The following is a 19,886-nucleotide window of genomic DNA, read 5'->3' on the forward strand; positions in this document are numbered from 1 at the left end:
TGGTTTTAGTACCTTTGTGAGATTTATATTATTTATGAAAACATACTTTAGATTACTTTCCTTTGCAAAGCCGATCGAGAAATTTGCAATCCCTTATATACTTTGTGCGCTCCTTTCTGTTTTGTTTGGTACATTCAATCTGGTTTTAGTCGGTCCTTTGCTCAATACACTTTTCTCGGCGAATGAAGAGGTGGAACTGTTAAGCCGACCCGATGGATGGAATGCTATTGACTGGTTTAATTATTATGCACAACAAATGAGTATAAACTTCGGTCCCTATGAAGCATTGAAAATCGTTTGTGTCGTAATTGTCATTTCTGTTCTATTAAGTAACGCGTTCCGTTATTTGTCACAGCGTATTATTGAAAATTTGCGTATTCATACTCTGCTGAATTTAAGAAAAACGGTTTTCGATAACGTAATGAATATGCATATCGGTTATTTCAATAACCAGCGGAAAGGTGATATTATTTCGAAAATATCATCAGATGTGCAGGTGGTACAATTCTCTGTGACAGGAACATTGCAAGTGGTGTTTAAAGAGCCTTTGCAACTCATATTTTATATCGTTTGCTTGTTAATGATGTCATTGGAACTTACCTTGTTTGCTCTTTTGATCATTCCCGTGTCGGGTTTTTTTATTTCTTTGATAGTTAAGAGGCTGAAACAACAAGCAACCGAGGCTCAGACAGTATATGGCAGGATGATAAGTTATCTGGATGAGGCATTATCTGGTGTTAAAATTATTAAGGCGTTCAATGCGACGAACTTTGTTAAGAAACGTTTCGACGACGAAAACGTATATTATTCAAAAATAGGTCGTAGGATGGTTCGTAGGCAACAATTAGCATCACCTGTTTCTGAGTTCCTGGGTGTACTGATGGTAGCCATTATTATGCTTTATGGAGGTAATTTAGTAATTAATAAGGATCCGAGTTTTACGGCCGGAACCTTCGTCGCCTATATCGCTTTGTTTTCGCAAGTGATGAGGCCAGCAAAAGCATTAACAAGTTCTTTTAGCAATATTCATTCGGGTATAGCTGCTGGAGAGCGAGTCCTTGAGCTGATTGATGAAAGGCCTCAAGTCGTAGATTCTGAGAACGCAGTAACGATTGACGATTTTCAGTCCGATATAAGACTAGATAATGTCAGTTTTAGCTATGGCGATAGGACGATTTTATCAGATGTCGACCTTGTTATTCCCAAGGGGAAAACCATTGCGTTGGTCGGGCCGTCTGGTGGAGGGAAGTCTACTTTGATGGATCTGATTCCTCGTTTTATGGATCCTGCGAGCGGCAGAATTTTATTGGATGGACATGATATAAAGGACGTCAAGGTTGATTCTCTTAGAAACTTAATGGGTATCGTTAATCAAGACCTGGTGCTATTTAACGATACAATAGCAAATAACATCGCCTTCGGATTGGAAAACGTTGCCGAAGAACGTATCATAGAAGCTGCGAAGATCGCAAATGCTCATGGATTTATCATGGATACAGAAGACGGATATCAGACGAACATTGGTGACCGGGGGATCAAACTCTCCGGCGGACAGAAGCAGCGTCTGTGTATTGCGCGCGCGGTATTAAAGAACCCTCCGATACTTTTGCTTGATGAAGCTACTTCGGCGTTAGACACAGAGTCTGAACAACTAGTTCAGGAAGCTTTGAACAAGTTAATGAAAAACCGAACGAGTTTGGTAATTGCCCACCGGTTGAGCACGATACAACAGGCTGATAAAATCTTCGTACTTGATGCGGGCCGGATTATAGAGCAAGGTACCCATAGCCAGCTGCTTGAGAAAAAAGGACTGTATTGCCGGCTGATCGAAATGCAGCAATTTTATAGTTAGTTTATTAAAATTGACAATAATAGAAAAAGCGCAAGGATGATAATGCATTCTTGCGCTTTTTCTATTATAAATATGTGAGTTGATTACATTACAACTTACGCTTCACTTCAACTTGTTCGTAGGCTTCTACAATATCTCCCACTTTAATATCATTAAACTTCTCGATATTCAAACCACATTCATATCCTGCTGATACTTCTTTCACATCATCTTTAAAGCGTTTAAGTGACGCAAGTTTTCCAGTATAAACAACAACACCGTCACGGATAATGCGGATGTCATGGTTGCGGTTGATCTTACCATCTAATACCATACAACCCGCAATAGTTCCAACTTTAGAAATTTTGAAGGTTTCACGGATTTCAACATTGGCAACAATCTTCTCTTCAAACTTCGGTGCCAGCATTCCTTCCATAGCAGATTTTAATTCATCTATTGCATCATAAATAATAGAATAGAGTCGAATGTCAATCTGTTCTTGCTCTGCTAGTTTCCGTGCTCCGGTTGATGGTCGAACTTGGAAACCGATGATGATAGCATCTGATGCAGAAGCTAATAAAACATCTGATTCTGAAATTTGACCCACCGATTTATGGATAACATTTACTTGGATTTCTTCGGTAGATAATTTAATCAGTGAATCGGAAAGTGCTTCGATTGAGCCATCCACGTCTCCTTTTACAATTACGTTCAACTCCTTAAAGTTACCGATGGCGAGTCGACGGCCAATTTCATCTAGTGTAATATGTTTTTGCGTGCGTAAACCTTGCTCTCGTTGTAACTGTAGACGCTGATTGGCAATCCTTCGTGCTTCCGATTCGCTTTCTAAAACATAAAAAGCATCTCCTGCAGTCGGTGCCCCCGTCATACCTAGAATCTGTACTGGCGAGGATGGACCCACGGTCGTCACTTTCTTGCCACGTTCATTGGTTAAAGCTTTAACTTTACCGCTATGGGATCCAGCTAAAATAGCATCACCAATGTGTAATGTTCCAGCCTCGATAAGAACCGTTGTTACAATACCTCGGCCTTTATCCAATTCCGCTTCTACAACTGAGCCAACTGCCCGTTTACTTGGGTCAGCTTTTAACTCCAGTAAATCTGCCTCCAGAAGAACTTTCTCAAGCAATAGATTGATGTTCTCTCCTGTTTTAGAAGATATCTCCTGTGCTTGATATTTTCCACCCCATTCTTCGACCAGGATGTTCATAGTAGACAGTTGCTCCCTTATCCGGTCTGTATTTGCACCCGGTTTATCAATCTTCGTAAATGCAAATACGATAGGAACATTTGCAGCCTGAGCATGGTTGATCGCTTCTTTCGTTTGCGGCATGACACTATCATCTGCTGCAATAACAATAATGGCAATATCCGTAACCTTAGCACCACGAGCACGCATCGCTGTAAATGCTTCGTGGCCAGGTGTATCTAGGAAAGTTATTTTACGGCCATCCTCTAGTGTTACTTCGTAAGCTCCTATATGTTGAGTAATCCCCCCCGCTTCGCCCGTTGTTACATCAGATTTACGAACATAATCAAGGAGAGACGTCTTACCATGATCAACGTGTCCCATTACGGTCACGATAGGAGATCTAGGAACCAGATTATCAGGATTATCCTCTTCTTCTAAGTCAAAAGTCTCTTCGTCTTCAGGTTTGATGAATTCAACCTCAAAGCCAAATTCTTCGGCAACGATACTTATTGTCTCGGCATCCAAGCGTTGGTTAATGGAGACGAACAAGCCAAGGCTCATACACGTAGAGATAATTTGTGTTACTTGTACATCTAATAGAGTAGCAAGCTCATTCGCTGTAACAAATTCTGTAACGCGTAAAACTTTCGATTGCAGTTCACGTTCCATTGCAGCTTCCTCAGCGGATAACGCTACATCGTCCCGTTTCTGTCTTCTTAGTTTTGCACGCTGTGCAAATTTTCCAGACTTTCCAGCACCGCTTAGGCGAGCAAGTGTCGCTTTAATTTGATCCTGAATCTCTTTTTCTGTAGGTTCTTCCTTCTTAACAGGAGGATGATTACGACCTTTTCCTTTATGGAAATCACTTTTTCCACGATTTTGTTGGCCACCTTTATTCGGACCACCGCTACGGTGAGCCGGATTTCCCGAGCCGGGCTGCTGGCCGCGGTTACTTACTTCTTTCCGTTTCCGTTTTCTTTTGTGATCTGTTCCCGCTCCGGTAGAAGAGGCAATTGGCTGGCTCTTCTTCCGCGTATTACTTGGGAGTTCAATTTTTCCAACTACATGAGGGCCGGCCAGACGAACTGTTTTAGTACGATATACGTTATCAGCCGCCGGAGTGATTGGCTTTTCGTCTGAAGAAACTTTATCATCTCGTTTCTCTTCTTTTTTTGGCGTTTCTTTATCGGCTAAAGGTGCATTCACCTCTTTCTCTTGTTTTTCTTCCTTTTCAGCAGGAATTTCTTCTTTTTGGGGTTGTGGAGCTGTTGTTTCCTTTTTTTCCTCTTTTGGTTCCTCTGTTTTGTCTACCTGTTCGTCGCGAACTGGTGTTTTAACAGGTTTAGGTTCATTCGGCGTGTCTGGTGTAGAAGTTACTGACTTTTCTTCTTCTTTTTTTGTGTCTTTACTAGTTTCTATTGTTTTTGGTTTTCCAGATTTTCCACGCTTTAAACTATCAAGATCTATTTTTCCAACAACCTTAACTCCTTTATGGGTTGAAGAAGAATCCTCTTCTTCTCCCGTTTTATGAGGCGCTTTGGTAGGCTCAACAGGAGGACTGAACGTACTGTTCTTAATAAGGATTTCTTCTGAGTCAGCACTTTTTTCGGGTTCAGAGGGGTTTGTATCGGCTGGTGCTTCATCCCGACGGATTTTGCCAATCACTATTTGATTTGCTTCTTCCTTTACAATTTTATCCCCCTGATACTCTTTCAGAAGAACATCGTACATCTCACTGTTCAATTTTGTGTTAGGTTTTGATTCAATATCGTAGCCTTTTTTATTTAAAAATTCAACAGCTGTAGCGATGCCAATGTTCAATTCTTTGGCTGCTTTCAGTAAGTTTATGCTTTTACCTTCTGTCATTTATTATTATTACCTCTTTATTTAGTTGTTACAAAAGTATACTTTTTTAGTTGTTTATTACCAACGATTTACAGAAAACGTACTTTTTGTAAGTATTTATTCGAATTCAGATTTAAATATCTGAATAACATCAATAATTGTCTGCTCTTCCAAGTCGGTTCGCCTCAATAACTCTTCAACGCTTAAAGCTAATACAGACCGGGCGGTGTCTAATCCCACACGCTTGAACTCGTCCAGAATCCAACTTTCGATTTCATCCGAAAATTCTTCAATATCAACATCCTCTTCTGATTCATCTGCTTCGCGGTAAACATCAATTTCATAACCGGTTAATTTCCCGGCCAATTTTATATTATGTCCACCTCGCCCGATTGCCAGAGAAACCTGATCAGATTGAAGGTACACCTCAGCTCTTTTCTCTTCATCATCGAGTTTGATAGATGAAATCTTAGCCGGACTTAACGCTCGGGTTATATACAGCGAAATGTTGTTGGTAAAATTGATCACGTCAATATTCTCATTTCTCAATTCTCTGACAATACCATGGATTCTAGAGCCTTTCATTCCGACACATGCACCCACTGGATCAATACGGTCGTCATAAGATTCAACAGCTACTTTGGCTCTTTCCCCCGGTTCGCGTACGATTTTCTTAATGGTAATTAATCCATCGAAAATTTCCGGTACTTCCAGTTCAAAGAGACGGTGTAGAAACTCCGGTGCTGTTCTTGATATAATAATTTTCGGGGACGCATTTAGCATATCAACTTTATGCACCACCGCGCGAATATTATCACCCTTCTTAAAATAATCAGCTGGGATCTGTTCTGTTTTTGGAAGAATTAGCTCATTTCCTTCATCATCTAATACCAGCGTTTCTTTCTTCCATATTTGATACACTTCTCCGGTAACCAACTCGCCAACACGATCTTTATATTTCTTAAATATTTCGTCTTTTTCAAGCTCTAACACTTTAGAAACTAGTGTCTGACGAGCGGCAAGAATTGCCCGACGACCGAAGCTTTCCAATGTTATTTCCTCAATATAGTCGTCTCCGATCTCTAAATCCGGATCTAATTTCTTAGCTTCTGCCAACTCTATTTCCAGTTCATCGTCTTCCGAGAATTCATCCTCAACTACAACACGGGTTCTCCATATCTCCAAATCTCCGTTATCGGGGTTTACGATTACGTCACAGTTCTCGTCGGTTCCAAAGCGTCTGCGGATCATGCTTCTGAAAACCTCTTCTAATACACTGATTACCGTCGGGCGATCAATGTTTTTAAAGTCTTTAAACTCTTGAAATGAGTCTATTAAATTGATATTGCTCATTTTTATTTAAATGAAATTAACACCTTTGTTTCAACTATATTATCGATATCAAAAAAGGATTCTTGTTCTTTTGTTTTTTTTCCTTTTTCTTTGATCAATTCTTTGATTACGATACCTTCCGACGTATAGCTAAGTAATTCTCCTTCATGCTTTTTACCTTCTTTCAGCTTAACATGGACACGCCTACCAATGTTTTTGATAAATTGACGCTCAAGTTCTAACGGGGTATCGACACCGGGCGACGATACTTCAATGTTGTATGCGGTTTTAATGATCTCATTCTCCTCTAAATGAAAACCCACATGGCGGCTGATCGCAGCACAATCTTGTATGCTAATGCCCTGATCTCCGTCAACCAAGATGGAAAGTTTCCCATTGGGAGTGAATCGCACACTTACCAGAAATAGATCCGGCCTATCTGCTATTTTTTCCTCAACCAACCCCGTTACATACTTTTCGATATTCATCTTCAAAACTTACTTAAAAAAAAGAGGGAACAGTCTGTTCCCTCTCAACTAAGATATCGCAAAGGTATGATAAATAAAATTAAATTCAAAACAAACAAAATAAGACACTTATCATACAAAAATTATGCAGACATAGTAATTATTAATTTTTTTGTATTATTTTTATAATAAAGAACCAGTTATAGCAAGAACCCACAATTAACCACTAACTAAACTAATCAAACCTCACCTTGCGTCAGGATTTACAGAACCTTTAATTCTATTATATGAAAATAGTTTACTTAAAAAGGATCTTATTACTATGGTTGGTAATTCAGATCATGTTTTCCTTTCAAGCATTAGCTCAAACTACAATCACGGGCCGAATAGTTAACTCCGCAGGATCTGCTCCATTAGCAGGTATCAGCGTTCAAGTTGAAGGGAAAGTGATGGGAACCGCGACGAATCAGGACGGGACCTTCTCGCTTTCCGTAAACTCTGCACCGCCTATTACGTTAATAATAAGTTCTGTAGGTTTTGAAACCAAAGAAATCGTAGTAACGCGTTCAGGTGAAGATTTGGCCATCTCTTTAGATGAAAAAGCGATTATGGGTGATGCCGTTGTTGTTTCCGCATCAAGAGTTCCGGAAAGTTTGTTAAAATCCCCTGTCACAATCGAACGCTTAAGCACCAGAACCATTCAGACATCGCCACAAGTTTCATTCTACGATGCATTACAGAATATAAAGGGTGTGGAAATGAATACGCAATCACTAACATTCCGTTCTGTGAGCACACGAGGGTTTGGAGCTAATGGCAACGTCCGTGTCGTTCAGTTAATGGATGGGATGGACAATCAAGCTCCAGGTCTCAATTTTGCAGTAGGAAATGTTGTTGGGATGTCTGAACTTGATGTAGAGACAGTTGAATTATTGCCTGGCGCGGCTTCGGCGCTCTATGGTCCCAATGCAATCAATGGGATTCTATTAATGAACAGTAAATCGCCTTTCGAATATCAGGGGTTAAGCGCATATGTAAAGAGTGGTGTAATGAGTGCATCAAATAGAACGCAGACGAATACTGCATTTTATGATGTGGCTCTCCGCTTTGCGAAATCATTTGATAACCGCTTTGCTTTTAAAGCTAATATCGCTTACCTGTCAGCAGATGATTGGCAGGCGACTGACTACCGTGATCAGAGCTTCAATGGCACGACACTCGAAAATAATATCGGTAACACACAAAATAATCCATATTACGACGGAATAAATTGGTACGGAGATGTAGGAACCAATGTATATGATATCCTTCGTGGGAATGGAATGCCGGGTGATGGGGCAAACGGAACATCCGCAACGCTTGGCGCAATCATGACGACGCAGATTCCTCAGGCGGGAAATGCCACGTTGCCTCAATTATTGGCTGGAGCAGATCCTCAGGCCCAACTTGCTATGGCTAATAATATTTTCAATGCGATGGTTCCACAATATTATTTTGCTGCTCCAGGTTATTCTGAACAGCAGTTAACTGATTATCCTGCAAAAAGTTTAAAGCTGAATGCTTCTCTACACTACCGTGTTACGGATGATATGGAAGCGATCATTCAACTGAACTGGGGTAAAGGTTCATCGGTTTATACCGCAGCTGATCGTTATAATATCCAAAATTTCACGATGGGACAATACAAAGCGGAACTACGGGGAGATAATTTTTTTGTACGTGGATATACGACTCGGGAAAATTCGGGAGATGCACATGCGTTGGGTGTATTGGGTAGCCTCATGAGTAAAGAATGGTTAGAAACAGCTATTGGCACTGGAGCGCCGGGCTTCGTCCAAAGCTCTTTTACACAATATGCAGGGGCTTTATTACAAACCTATCAGACCAATTTGATGGGCGGAATGAATCAACAGCAGGCCATGGCAGCAGCTTATCAAACTGCAAATGAGTTTGCCGAGGCAAACAGGAATGAATGGATGAGTAGTGCCTTACTTCCGGGAATAGAAACCGCAAATGGTCTTTATAGTGTTGAAGGAACCGAATTTGGAAGTGCAATGGCTGATATTAAATCAATACCCATCCCTGGCGGAGCGCAATTTTTAGATCGTACAAATCTTTACCATGCTGAGGCGATGTATGATTTCAAAAGACTTATTGACCCAGCGACCGTGGAGTTATTGGTCGGGGCTAACTATCGGGTGTATGATCTTAATTCCGAAGGAACGTTATTTGCAACAAAAGACGGGACACCGCAGGGTGAGGAGTTCAATATCAGGGAATATGGAGCCTATATACAAGGCGCTAAGACTTTTGCCGATGTTTTTAAACTTACAGCTTCCATTCGCTATGATAAAAATGAAAACTTTGCAGGGCAGTTTAGTCCAAGAATCTCTGGAGTCTACACGCTCGCACCGAACCAGAATATCAGAGCGTCTTTTCAGCAAGGATTTAGAATACCAACAACTCAAAATCAATATATTGACCTGTTAACTCCTCAAGCTCGATTAATTGGCGGTTTGCCATTATTTAAGGAGCGCTATAATATGGTTGAAAATCCTGTTTATCGATTAGCAAGTGTCCAAGAGGGCGTAATCGAACCTTTTGAATTTAAAGAATGGGAACCTGAACGTGTGGAAACTTATGAAATTGGTTATAAAGGCTTAATAGATGAAAAGTTGTTTGTTGACCTATTCTATTATTATAATCGCTTCCTTACTTTTGAGGGTAGCACCGTTCTGATACAGAAAAAGGATCCAAACGGACCGATGACTGATTTGGCGGATCCTACAAAACGGAATGTTTATAGTATGCCCATGAATGCCGAACAAACCGTTAAAAATTCAGGTTGGGGTGTCGGACTCGATTATTCGCTCGGAAAGGGTTTTGTCGCGACCGGCAACATCACGCAAAACGTCCTTTTGAATAAAGACGAATTAAAGAAAAATGATCCAACCTTTGTGACCGCATTCAACAGCCCTGAATTCAGATACAATCTCGGAATTACAAATCATAATATCAATAACACAGGATGGGGAGCCGGTGTGACTTACCGCCATCAAACAGAAATGATTTGGAACGCGGCTCTAGCCAATACCTTTGCTAACATAAACGGTTATACAGTCATTCCTGCGTATTCAACGATTGATGCGCAAGTCAGCAAAAGACTACCCGCTTACAAGTCAATCATCAAGTTGGGGGCGACGAATATCGGCAATAAACTTTATACAACAGGCTGGGGTAACCCTTCGGTCGGCGGAATGTACTATGTATCGATTACATTTGATGAGTTGTTGAATTGATTTTTTTTAATACATTCGTTTCCATAAATGACTTTTTATGAGAACGAATGTATTACTAGTTGCCTTGTTTAGCATATTTTTTGGAGTGTCTAATTCATACGCTCAATCTGAGAAAGTCGGGAATCCGGTTTTTCCAGGCTGGTATGCGGATCCCGAGATTGCTATTTTCAATGATACTTATTGGATATTCCCAACTTTTTCGGAGGAATATGGGGAACCTGATCCTTCGACGGAATTTACTGAGCAGCAGCTGGAATTGCAGAAAAATACAATCAACCCTCAATATTTGCGGCAGACTTTTCTAGATGCTTTTTCATCCAAGGATTTAACCAATTGGGAAAAACATCGTCATGTTCTTGATATAAAAGATGTCGAATGGGCGGCATATTCAATATGGGCACCTTCTATTACTGAGAAAGAAGGTAAATATTATCTCTTCTTTGGAGCAAATGATATCCAAAATGATGATCAGCTAGGGGGTATTGGTGTTGCGGTCGCTGATCGACCAGAAGGTCCTTATGTTGATCATATTGGCAAGCCGTTGATTGATAAATTTCATCATGGCGCACAACCCATTGATCAATACGTTTTTCGTGACGTCGACGGTCAGTACTATCTTATCTATGGCGGATGGAGAAATTGTAATATTGGAAAACTAAATGATGATTTTACGGGTTTTATTCCCTTTGAAGATGGAAGTTTGTTCAAGTCGATCACCCCGGAAAATTACGTTGAGGGACCGTTTATGTTTGTTAAGAAGGGAAAATACTATTTGATGTGGTCTGAAGGAGGATGGATGGGGCCTGATTACTCGGTTGCTTATGCTATTGGAGATTCTCCATTAGGTCCCTTTAAGCGTATCGGAAAAATTTTAGAGCAGGATCCGAAGATTGCCAAAGGAGCAGGTCATCATTCCGTTTTTAATTATCCTGGTAGTGACGACTGGTATATCGTCTATCATCGACGTCCACTGACCACCGACGTGGGTTATCATCGAGAGGTTAGTATCGATCGGATGTATTTTGACGACGAAGGTTATATTCTGCCAGTGAAAATTACGAATGAAGGTGTAGAGAGGCGACCATTATAATTTCAAGGGGGCGGCTTTTGTTAATTCCACCACTTCTTGATAATAATTTTCGTAGATCGGTAGGATTAAGCTAAGCTCAAATTCCTCCGCTCGTTTACGTGCATTCTCTTTGAAAGTATCGAGTCGTTCACTATCTTCCAGTATATACATCGCGTTTTTCGCCATATCATCGATATCGCCTAAATCTGACATAAAGCCGCTTTCGCCGTGGGTAACGAGCTCAGGTAATCCCCCAACGTTTGTTGCAATGACAGGGACTTTACAGGCCATTGCCTCTAAAGCTGCAAGACCGAAGCTTTCAGACTCAGAAGGCATTAGAAATAAATCAGAAACCGAAAGAATTTCCTCGATAGCGTCTTGTTTTCCCAGAAACCGAACATCTTGGCAAATATCCAGCTCACGGCAGATCTTTTCATTGTTTGCCCTCTCTGGCCCATCTCCAACCATAAGAAGCTTTGAAGGGATCTTATCGTTTATTTTTTTGAAGATTCGAATCACATCGGCTGTCCTTTTTACTTTTCTAAAGTTGGATGTATGGATAATAATACGCTCTTCGTCTGGTGCAATAGCCTTTTTAAAGTGATCGCGAGGCTTAAGACTGAATCGTGCAAGATCAATAAAGTTTGGAATAACCTTGATATCTTTCGTTATATTGAAATGTGCTAAGGTGTCTGTTTTTAGGTTCTCCGATACAGCCGTTACCCCGTCAGACTGATTGATTGAAAACGTGACCACAGGATTATAACTAGGATCTTTGCCCACCAACGTAATATCGGTGCCATGCAGGGTTGTTATTACAGGGATATTGATCCCATAAGTTTTTAGAATCTGTTTTGCCATAAAGGCTGCAGATGCATGAGGAATCGCATAATGGACATGCAATAGATCAAGCTTCTCAAATCGAACTACATCAACTAATTTACTGGAAAGCGCCAGCTCATAAGGGGGGAAGTCAAATAGCGGATATTTCGAAATGCTAACCTCGTGGTAAAATAGGTTTGCTGAAAAGAAATCTAGCCGCGCTGGTTGGTTATAAGTGATAAAATGCACCTCGTGTCCATGTGCAGCCAATGCTTTCCCAAGTTCTGTAGCGATAACACCACTTCCTCCAAAAGTAGGATAACAAACAATACCTATTTTCATTTTCCTATATTATAAACTGTTCCTTGCTATATTTAAATATGAAGCAAAGTTCCACTATTTTTTTGAAATTGCCTTGTAAATCGCATCCTGAATTCTGGAACGAATGTCTAATTTTCCTAAATAAGGACTGACTGTTGGCTGAACTCTATTAGAAAGAAAGATATAAACAAGCTGATTATCAGGGTCAATCCAAATGCACGTTCCCGTATATCCAGTATGCCCAAAGGTAGATGGAGAAGCGAATTTTGAAGGATACTCGCTATCGGGCTCAGGGCTCCAGCGGTCGAAACCAAGACCTCTCCGGCTATTATCAGAGAACTGAACCGTGTATTTCTCAATTGTTGCAGGTTTTATATAGTTTTCACCACCATAAGTGCCTTTATTCAATAACAATTGCCCATAAATAGCCAGATCGTTTGCCGTTGCAAACAAGCCTGCATGACCTGCGACACCTCCTGCCATAGCAGCACCTTGGTCATGCACGTAACCAATCAACTGCGATTTTCTGAATGTTTTATCTAACTCAGTAGGTACAATCCGCGTTTGCGGAAAACGCTGCCAAGGATTGAAGCCGGTTGAATACATGCCGAGCTTGTCGTAAAAGTTTTCTTTTACATAAACCTCTTCGGGCATCCCCGTTTGTTTTTCAATTACATGTTGCATTACGTACATGCTGATGTCACTGTATACATATTCGCCAGGAGCCTTAACTTTTGAGCTAAGCATCGTCGGCCACATAACTTCTTCATAGTAGTTTTTCCGCAAATAGTAGTTTTCGCCTACTTTCGTAGGGAAGGCGGCCGATGAGTCGGTACGATAATCAGCTTCCGTCAGTTCTCTATAGAAAGGGATATACGGGATAAAGCCCCCTTGATGCAACATTACATCTTGCAATTTCACATCTTTTTTATTTGATTGGGCAGCATCCTCTAGATAATATCCCATCGTCTTCGTTAAATCGATTTTATTTTCATCTTCCAGCTTCATAACAGCTAGGGTGGTCGCTGCTATTTTGGTGACAGATGCGAGATCAAAAATATCGTGAGTGCTCATTGGCTCATTTTTGTCGTAATAATGATTACCATAAGCCTTTTCGAAAATGACATGGCCATCTTTAACGGCCATTACGACAGCGCCGGGAGCTGCTTTCCCGTCAATCATTTCTTTTGCGATCGCGTCAATTTCTTTTGTCAGCTGCCCACCATTAATACCCAAATTATCAGGATCGGTATACCCCAATCTTATCTTCTCAGTTTTGTTTCCGTCTCCTTTTTTAAAATTAGCTGATACATTCATCGGTAGCACGCCATTTACAGCAATACCTCCAAAAACAACTTGAGCATTGATTGCCGAAGCATTCTTACTGGTATCGGTGGTCCAGATAATCGGCGTTTCTATGTCATTCAGTTTTGCGAGGCTAGTATAGGGTCCTTTCCCGACAAGGATGAGATCTTCTGTTTTATTATATTCCTTCAGTGATTGCATAAAAGGCTCGTCGGCCAGAAGCTTGTCGTTAATTTCTACGATTAAGGTATTGTACTCATTCACATCGTCACCCGGAAGGATTGGTGTGATGTCGGCATAATAATTCAGTAGGCTATCAAAGGTCACGTCAGTATTCATACTGGCAATTTTTCGCTCATCAAGCTGTTTTAAAGGTACTTTGTTGTTCAGGTTATTTAACAGGACAACGGTCGATGATGTTCCAGACTCAGTGGGGTGGTTCCCCGTTTGGTTCTTCTGAGCACAAGCATAGTAAGAAATGCAGGTAAGCAGACTGATGGCAAGAATAAGATTTCGCATAGGGTTTTTATTTCAGAATCTAAGTTATACAAATTTTTAAATAAGTCAGAAAGAAGGGTGCATCGCGACCTAATAGATATATTTGCAGAATGGATATCGCTTTCAACGATTTGGTTCGACGCATAGAAAAGCGGGTTTCTGAACCTGTTAATGTGATGGAAATCGGTCCGCTTACCTACGCGGTAGACTTATCTGCTTATAACTTAATTGTTTATTATTACTTGCCCGGTTCTGTCCGTTTCCATTCAGCAGACATCAGTGTCAAAAAATATATCCACCTCGATGAAGATATATGGTTAAATAAGAGCGATCTCGTTTTAAACAGAATACTTAATAAAATTGGTCAGGCTCGTCGAGTTGCTGCCCGGTCTGGTGTCGTTGCCCGAGTTGATAAAAAAACGACAATCGCCTTTTTGGAAGAGCATCATTTGCATTCACCTATTCCAGGTAAATACCGTTACGGATTGTTCGTTGATGGTGAACTTATGAGTATCGCTGTTTTCAGTGGTGGGCGCCTTATGCGACATACTGATGCGTATCGTTCGTTCGAATGCATCCGCTTTTGTACGAAGCAGGGTTATGTGGTCGTTGGCGGATTAAGTAAACTGCTGAAGGCTTTCTCGAGAGACTTTCAGCCGAGCGATGTGATGACATATGTTGATCTCGACTGGTCGGACGGCAGGTTATATGAGAAATTAGGTTTTGAAAATGCAGGATTAACAGAGCCGCAACATTATTTGGTGGATCGGGAAAACCATCAGAGAATAATATATAAAGCGGGTGTTACTAGTTCCTCAGTTCTGGAAAAGAACCAAAATTGCTATGTAGTTGCGAATTCCGGAAGCCTAAAAATGATCAAACGCTATTTTGTTTAATACATGTTTTACTATAACGCATTTTGATCACGTTATTATATGGTAGTGAACCCGTACAAATGGCCATTTGTACGGGTTGGCAACGGGAGCACTACGGGTTCAGAACGGGAACAGGTAGTACAAGTTCTTATCCGGTTAACAATCAAAAATTACCATTATTTAAAATGTGAAACGGGTTAATTGAATAAGATTGTATATATTTAGCTGAATAAAATTCAAAGAATAAAAAGGATAATAATGAAGAGAAAATTAAGAATGGGTATGGTTGGTGGAGGAAAAGATGCCTTCATCGGTTCTGTACACCGCATAGCTGCCTACATGGATGGCTTGGTTGAACTTGTTTGCGGATCGTTTAGTATTGACTCTCAGATTAGTAAGGAATCTGGAGAGGCTCTTTTCGTGGCGCCCGATCGCGTTTACAAAGACTATAAGGAAATGATTGAGAAAGAAAGCCAGCTGCCTGAAGATGTACGGATGGATTTTCTAACCATTGTCACGCCAAACTTTATTCACTTTGCTCCGGCTAAGATGGCTCTGGAGCATGGCTTCAATGTTGTTATAGAAAAACCCATGACTTTTTCTACCGAAGAAGCTCTTGAGTTGCAGGAGATCGTAAAACGGACCGGTTTGACCCTTGCATTAACGCATACCTACAGCGGTTATCCTATGGTTAAGCAGGCAAAAGCCATGGTTGCTAACGGAGAATTAGGGAAAGTAAGAAAAATTATCGTTGAATACCCACAGGGTTGGTTGAGCCGGTTATCAGAACGTGAAGGGAATGCAGGTGCTGCCTGGAGAACCGATCCGAAAAAATCAGGTAAAAGCGGCGCGATGGGAGATATCGGTACGCACGCGGCACATCTTGCGGAATATGTATCCGGATTAAAAATCAGCGAGCTTTGCGCCGATCTTTCGGTTGTTGTAGAAGGTAGACACTTAGATGATGATGGGAATGTACTTTTGCGCTTTAATAACGGGGCGAATGGTGTCCTTATTGCCTCACAAATTGCCGCCGGTGAGGAGAACGCGCTAACGCTACGTGTTTACGGTGAAAAAGGTGGGATCGAGTGGAAGCAACATGATCCTAACAACTTGTACGTTAAACTACTTGACCGTCCTTTACAGGTATACCGCACAGGGAATGCCTATGAAGCGCCGTATACGCTAAGTAGTTTTGCAACACACAATAGCCGTATTCCTGCTGGGCACCCAGAAGGTCTCTTAGAGGCTTTTGGTAATATTTACCGTAACTTCGCGCTGACGGTTTCTGCTAAAATGAATGGTGAAAACCCAACACCAGAGATGTTAGATTTTCCGCAAGTAGCCGAAGGTGTGCGAGGAATGCAATTTGTAGATCGTGTGGTTGAAAGTAACGCAAGCTCTGACAAGTGGATTAAAGTAGATTAAACATGATAATTTAGATGTAGGTTTGGTCTATAAAGATTTCGAACTTATTACAATTCTTGGCCCGACAGCTTCAGGGAAAACTTCCCTGGCTGTCGCTTTGGCAAAAGAAATCGATGGTGAAATTATCAGTGCCGATTCCAGACAGATTTATCGAGGAATGGATATTGGTACCGGGAAGGATCTGAGCGAATATGGTGATATCTCTTATCACCTCATTGATATTCTGAATGCCGGTGAAATCTATGGCGTTGGTCAGTTTCAAAAAGACTTCAATCGTGCCTTCGAGGATATAAAATCCCGCGAAAAAATCCCCATTCTGTGTGGAGGAACCGGTCTCTACATACAATCTGTTTTACAAAATTTCGAATTCACGAGTGTGCCCCGTAACCCTGAATTACGAGAAGCGATTGAAGGGAAGACGATTGATGAACTTAGGAAAGATTTTAGAAACATGCCACTGCATGATTCCTTTGACGCAGATACCAGTACACATAAGCGTCTAGTACGGGCAATTGAAATTGCCAAGTGGCTGGAGAGTAATAGGCTGGAAAAAAATGTCGCGAAACCACCAAAGTCACTGACATTCGGCATTCAGCCCGCTCTTGATGTCCGGAGAGCCAATATATCGGCCAGATTAAAATCCCGTTTCGATGGAGGGTTGATCGACGAGGTAGAGCAATTGATGAAAAAAGGTGTTTCCGAGGAAATGCTGATTTTTTACGGACTTGAATACAAATTTATCACTCAATATCTACAGGGCATGTTTGACTATGAAACCTGTTTTCAGCGCCTGGAGATTGCGATCCATCAATTTGCTAAAAGGCAAATGACCTATTTTAGGAAAATGGAGAAAGATGGACTAGCAATTCATTGGCTTACTGAAGACGGTCTTGAAGAACGATTGGCATATATCAAAGCATTTTTTCCTGCCAAATTCGTACCTTAGCAGCGTATGTCTGATATAATAAATCTGCTACCAGATTCGGTAGCAAACCAGATAGCAGCAGGAGAAGTTGTCCAAAGGCCAGCTTCAGCAGTAAAGGAGCTATTAGAAAATTCGATCGACGCGGGAGCAGACAAAATTCAACTCATCGTAAAAGATGCTGGAAAGTCATTAATACAAGTTATTGACAACGGGTGCGGAATGAGTATTACCGATGCCAGATTGTGTTTTGAGCGTCATGCCACGTCAAAGATCAGGCAAGCAGAAGATTTATTTTCAATTCGTACCATGGGCTTTCGAGGGGAGGCAATGGCCTCGATCGCAGCGATATCACAGATTGAATTGAAAACCCGAAGACACGAAGATGATTTGGGGACTTGCCTCGAAATTGAAGGCTCCAACGTCGTAAATCAAGAGCCTGTAGCTACTCCCGCCGGCACGTCCATCAGTGTTAAAAATCTATTCTATAATATTCCGGCGCGAAGAAACTTTTTAAAGAGTAACCCAGTTGAGCTAAAGCATATAATCGAAGAGTTTCAACGCTTGGCTTTGGCACATTCCAAGATATTTTTCAGTTTACATCATGACGGTAACGAACTGTTTCACCTTCCGGCATCCGGACTTAAGCAGCGTCTGGTGCATCTTTTCGGAAACTCGTATAACCAGCGTCTGGTTCCGGTAGAAGAAGAAACAACCATTATTCGTATACAGGGTTTTGTCGGTAAACCTGAATTTGCCAAAAAAACACGTGGTGAACAGTATTTTTTTGTGAATAAGCGGTTCATTAAAGACCCCTATTTAAATCATGCAGTGATAGGGGCTTATGAAGGCTTGCTTTCATCGGAAACCTTTCCGCTCTATGTGTTATTTATCGAAATTGATCCTGCGAAGATTGATATCAACGTTCATCCGACAAAAACAGAGATCAAGTATCAGGATGATCGATCAATTTATGCTATTGTTCGTTCGGCAATCAAACGTTCCTTAGGTCAGTATAACATTACACCTTCATTAGATTTTAATCAGGAAACAGCTTTTAGTCAGATGATTACTCAAAAGCCGATCGATGAGATCGTGGAGCCATCTATCAATTTTAATCCTTCCTTTAACCCCTTTGATACAGAGGACACTAAAGAAAGAAAGGACAAAGCTGATGGCGGGGGACAGAGGGCGGCTAATCACGGTTCCTATAAGGCAGCTATACCTCAAAACTGGGAATCGCTTTATGAAGTGACCGAAAAGGTAAAAGTGAATCAATTGAATCTTCATGACGATTCAGAAATGCAAACCGAGAAGCAGGCAACTAAGCAGATTTTTCAGATCCATAACCGGTTTATTATTTCACAAATAAAATCGGGTTTTATTGTTATAGAGCAGCAGGCAGCTCACGAGCGTGTCTTATTTGAACGTTTTATGCGTCAACTTGAGGATCGGCAAGGAGCAAGTCAGCAAAGTCTGTTTCCGCAAACAGTGACACTCAATCAAGCTGATTTCGAGCTGGCTCAGGAACTCCTACCGCATATCGAAGCCTTAGGGTTTCAAATCAGACCATTTGGAAAGACCGCGTTTGTAGTTGAAGGGATACCAGCAGATATTGGTCCCAGTCTTCAAGAAACGCAGGTTATCGAACAGTTATTGGAAACATATAAGAATTATCAAGCGGTTGACCGGATCACGAAGCGAGAAAGTGTAGCTCGTAGTTTAGCCAGAAATGCGGCAATTAAAAGTGGAACGCGACTGGATCAAGAAGCAATGACTGATCTTATTGATCAGCTTTTTGCATGTGAGAGCCCCAACGTATCATTGAGCAATAAGCCTATAATTATTACTTTTACTATCGGAGAACTTTTAACGAAGTTTGGAAAATTAAGTTAAAACGCATGTTTACAAATTCAACCTCGCCTTTTGGCGCTATATCTCCAGTTGTTAAAAACCTGTTGGTTTTTAATTTAATCGGTTTTGTTGGCTCAATGATTTTTGACCAGGCAAATCGGCTTTTCGGAGTTTACTACCCCGACTCATCGATGTTCCACTGGTGGCAAATTATTACCTATATGTTTATGCATGGCGGTTTTGCGCACCTCTTTTTCAATATGTTCGCGCTCTTTATGTTTGGTCCCATTATCGAGCAGATCCTCGGAGCTAAGCGATTTATCAATTTTTATCTAATTACCGGGTTGGGCGCATTGGCGTTACAATTTTTTGTACAAGGAATAGAAGTGTATCAAATTGTCGGTACCCCCTTTGCTGAAGGTTATTTTAATTATGACCCAGTTTCGGGTATGATCTCCAGCAACTACCCGGGTATGACGAGTGAAGAACTGCAAACTGTGGCAGGCATATATCATATACCGATGGTTGGAGCTTCCGGTGCTATTTTTGGTCTTTTGGTGGCGTTTGGGTATCTTTTTCCAAACACTTCGCTCTATTTGATGTTTATTCCTGTACCCGTTAAGGCGAAGTATTTTATTCCCATTTATATTTTAATAGAACTTTTCCTTGGGGTATCACGGTTTGCCGGTGACTCTGTTGCTCACTTTGCTCATCTAGGCGGAGCCTTATTCGGCTTTATTCTTTTAAAGGCGTGGGGCATCGGTAAAACCCAACTGTGGTAGAGAAGATTTAATTTGTTTATTGG

Annotated in this window: 13 protein-coding genes; 8 read left to right on the plus strand and 5 right to left on the minus strand. The window is 41.1% G+C overall.

Annotated features, from left to right (window positions below; all coding sequences use genetic code 11):
• The first annotated feature begins 34 nt into the window (after positions 1 to 34).
• Positions 35 to 1,852 (plus strand): ABC transporter ATP-binding protein, encoded by a 1,818-nt coding sequence (locus D3P12_RS03885; protein WP_118193765.1) that lies wholly within the window; start codon positions 35 to 37, stop codon positions 1,850 to 1,852.
• Between the two features lie 88 nt (positions 1,853 to 1,940).
• Here the strand turns inward: D3P12_RS03885 and infB are convergent, their stop codons facing one another.
• From infB to rimP, 3 genes are all read right to left on the minus strand, one after another.
• On the minus strand, positions 1,941 to 4,910 hold the full coding sequence (gene infB, locus D3P12_RS03890; protein WP_118193766.1) for a translation initiation factor IF-2: 2,970 nt from the start codon (positions 4,908 to 4,910) through the stop codon (positions 1,941 to 1,943).
• 96 nt (positions 4,911 to 5,006) lie between these two features.
• The gene (nusA, locus tag D3P12_RS03895) at positions 5,007 to 6,242 is read right to left on the minus strand and encodes a transcription termination factor NusA (RefSeq protein WP_118193767.1); all 1,236 of its coding nucleotides are present in this window, start codon (positions 6,240 to 6,242) and stop codon (positions 5,007 to 5,009) included.
• 2 nt (positions 6,243 to 6,244) lie between these two features.
• Positions 6,245 to 6,709: a ribosome assembly cofactor RimP gene (gene rimP, locus D3P12_RS03900; protein WP_118193768.1), complete on the minus strand. Its 465-nt coding sequence runs from the start codon at positions 6,707 to 6,709 to the stop codon at positions 6,245 to 6,247.
• A gap of 266 nt (positions 6,710 to 6,975) precedes the next feature.
• On the opposite strand from rimP, the gene D3P12_RS03905 reads away from it, so the two are divergent.
• Both D3P12_RS03905 and D3P12_RS03910 read left to right on the plus strand, forming a co-directional pair.
• Positions 6,976 to 9,987, plus strand: a complete 3,012-nt coding sequence (locus D3P12_RS03905) for a TonB-dependent receptor domain-containing protein (protein WP_118193769.1) — start codon at positions 6,976 to 6,978, stop codon at positions 9,985 to 9,987.
• A 37-nt stretch (positions 9,988 to 10,024) separates the two neighbouring features.
• Positions 10,025 to 11,077 (plus strand): glycoside hydrolase family 43 protein, encoded by a 1,053-nt coding sequence (locus D3P12_RS03910; RefSeq protein ID WP_118193770.1) that lies wholly within the window; start codon positions 10,025 to 10,027, stop codon positions 11,075 to 11,077.
• Here D3P12_RS03910 and bshA read toward each other — a convergent pair.
• Positions 11,072 to 12,220 (minus strand): N-acetyl-alpha-D-glucosaminyl L-malate synthase BshA, encoded by a 1,149-nt coding sequence (gene bshA / locus D3P12_RS03915; RefSeq protein WP_118193771.1) that lies wholly within the window; start codon positions 12,218 to 12,220, stop codon positions 11,072 to 11,074. The two genes, D3P12_RS03910 and bshA, sit on opposite strands and share 6 nt — an antisense overlap.
• Positions 12,221 to 12,274: 54 nt before the next feature.
• Positions 12,275 to 14,023, minus strand: coding sequence for a serine hydrolase domain-containing protein (locus D3P12_RS03920; protein WP_118193772.1), 1,749 nt, complete (start codon positions 14,021 to 14,023; stop codon positions 12,275 to 12,277).
• Positions 14,024 to 14,112: 89 nt separating this feature from the next.
• On the opposite strand from D3P12_RS03920, the gene D3P12_RS03925 reads away from it, so the two are divergent.
• From D3P12_RS03925 to D3P12_RS03945, 5 genes are all read left to right on the plus strand, one after another.
• Positions 14,113 to 14,898, plus strand: coding sequence for a hypothetical protein (locus D3P12_RS03925; protein ID WP_118193773.1), 786 nt, complete (start codon positions 14,113 to 14,115; stop codon positions 14,896 to 14,898).
• Between the two features lie 237 nt (positions 14,899 to 15,135).
• Complete coding sequence (locus tag D3P12_RS03930; RefSeq protein WP_118193774.1) at positions 15,136 to 16,305, plus strand: Gfo/Idh/MocA family protein; 1,170 nt, start codon at positions 15,136 to 15,138, stop codon at positions 16,303 to 16,305.
• Between the two features lie 22 nt (positions 16,306 to 16,327).
• Positions 16,328 to 17,251: a tRNA (adenosine(37)-N6)-dimethylallyltransferase MiaA gene (gene miaA / locus D3P12_RS03935; protein ID WP_205941055.1), complete on the plus strand. Its 924-nt coding sequence runs from the start codon at positions 16,328 to 16,330 to the stop codon at positions 17,249 to 17,251.
• Positions 17,252 to 17,257: 6 nt separating this feature from the next.
• On the plus strand, positions 17,258 to 19,123 hold the full coding sequence (mutL, locus tag D3P12_RS03940) for a DNA mismatch repair endonuclease MutL (RefSeq protein WP_118193776.1): 1,866 nt from the start codon (positions 17,258 to 17,260) through the stop codon (positions 19,121 to 19,123).
• Positions 19,124 to 19,128: 5 nt separating this feature from the next.
• Positions 19,129 to 19,863, plus strand: a complete 735-nt coding sequence (locus tag D3P12_RS03945; protein ID WP_118193777.1) for a rhomboid family intramembrane serine protease — start codon at positions 19,129 to 19,131, stop codon at positions 19,861 to 19,863.
• The last annotated feature ends 23 nt before the right edge of the window (positions 19,864 to 19,886 follow it).

The organism is Pedobacter indicus (assembly GCF_003449035.1).
Classification (GTDB): Bacteria; Bacteroidota; Bacteroidia; order Sphingobacteriales; family Sphingobacteriaceae; genus Albibacterium; species Albibacterium indicum.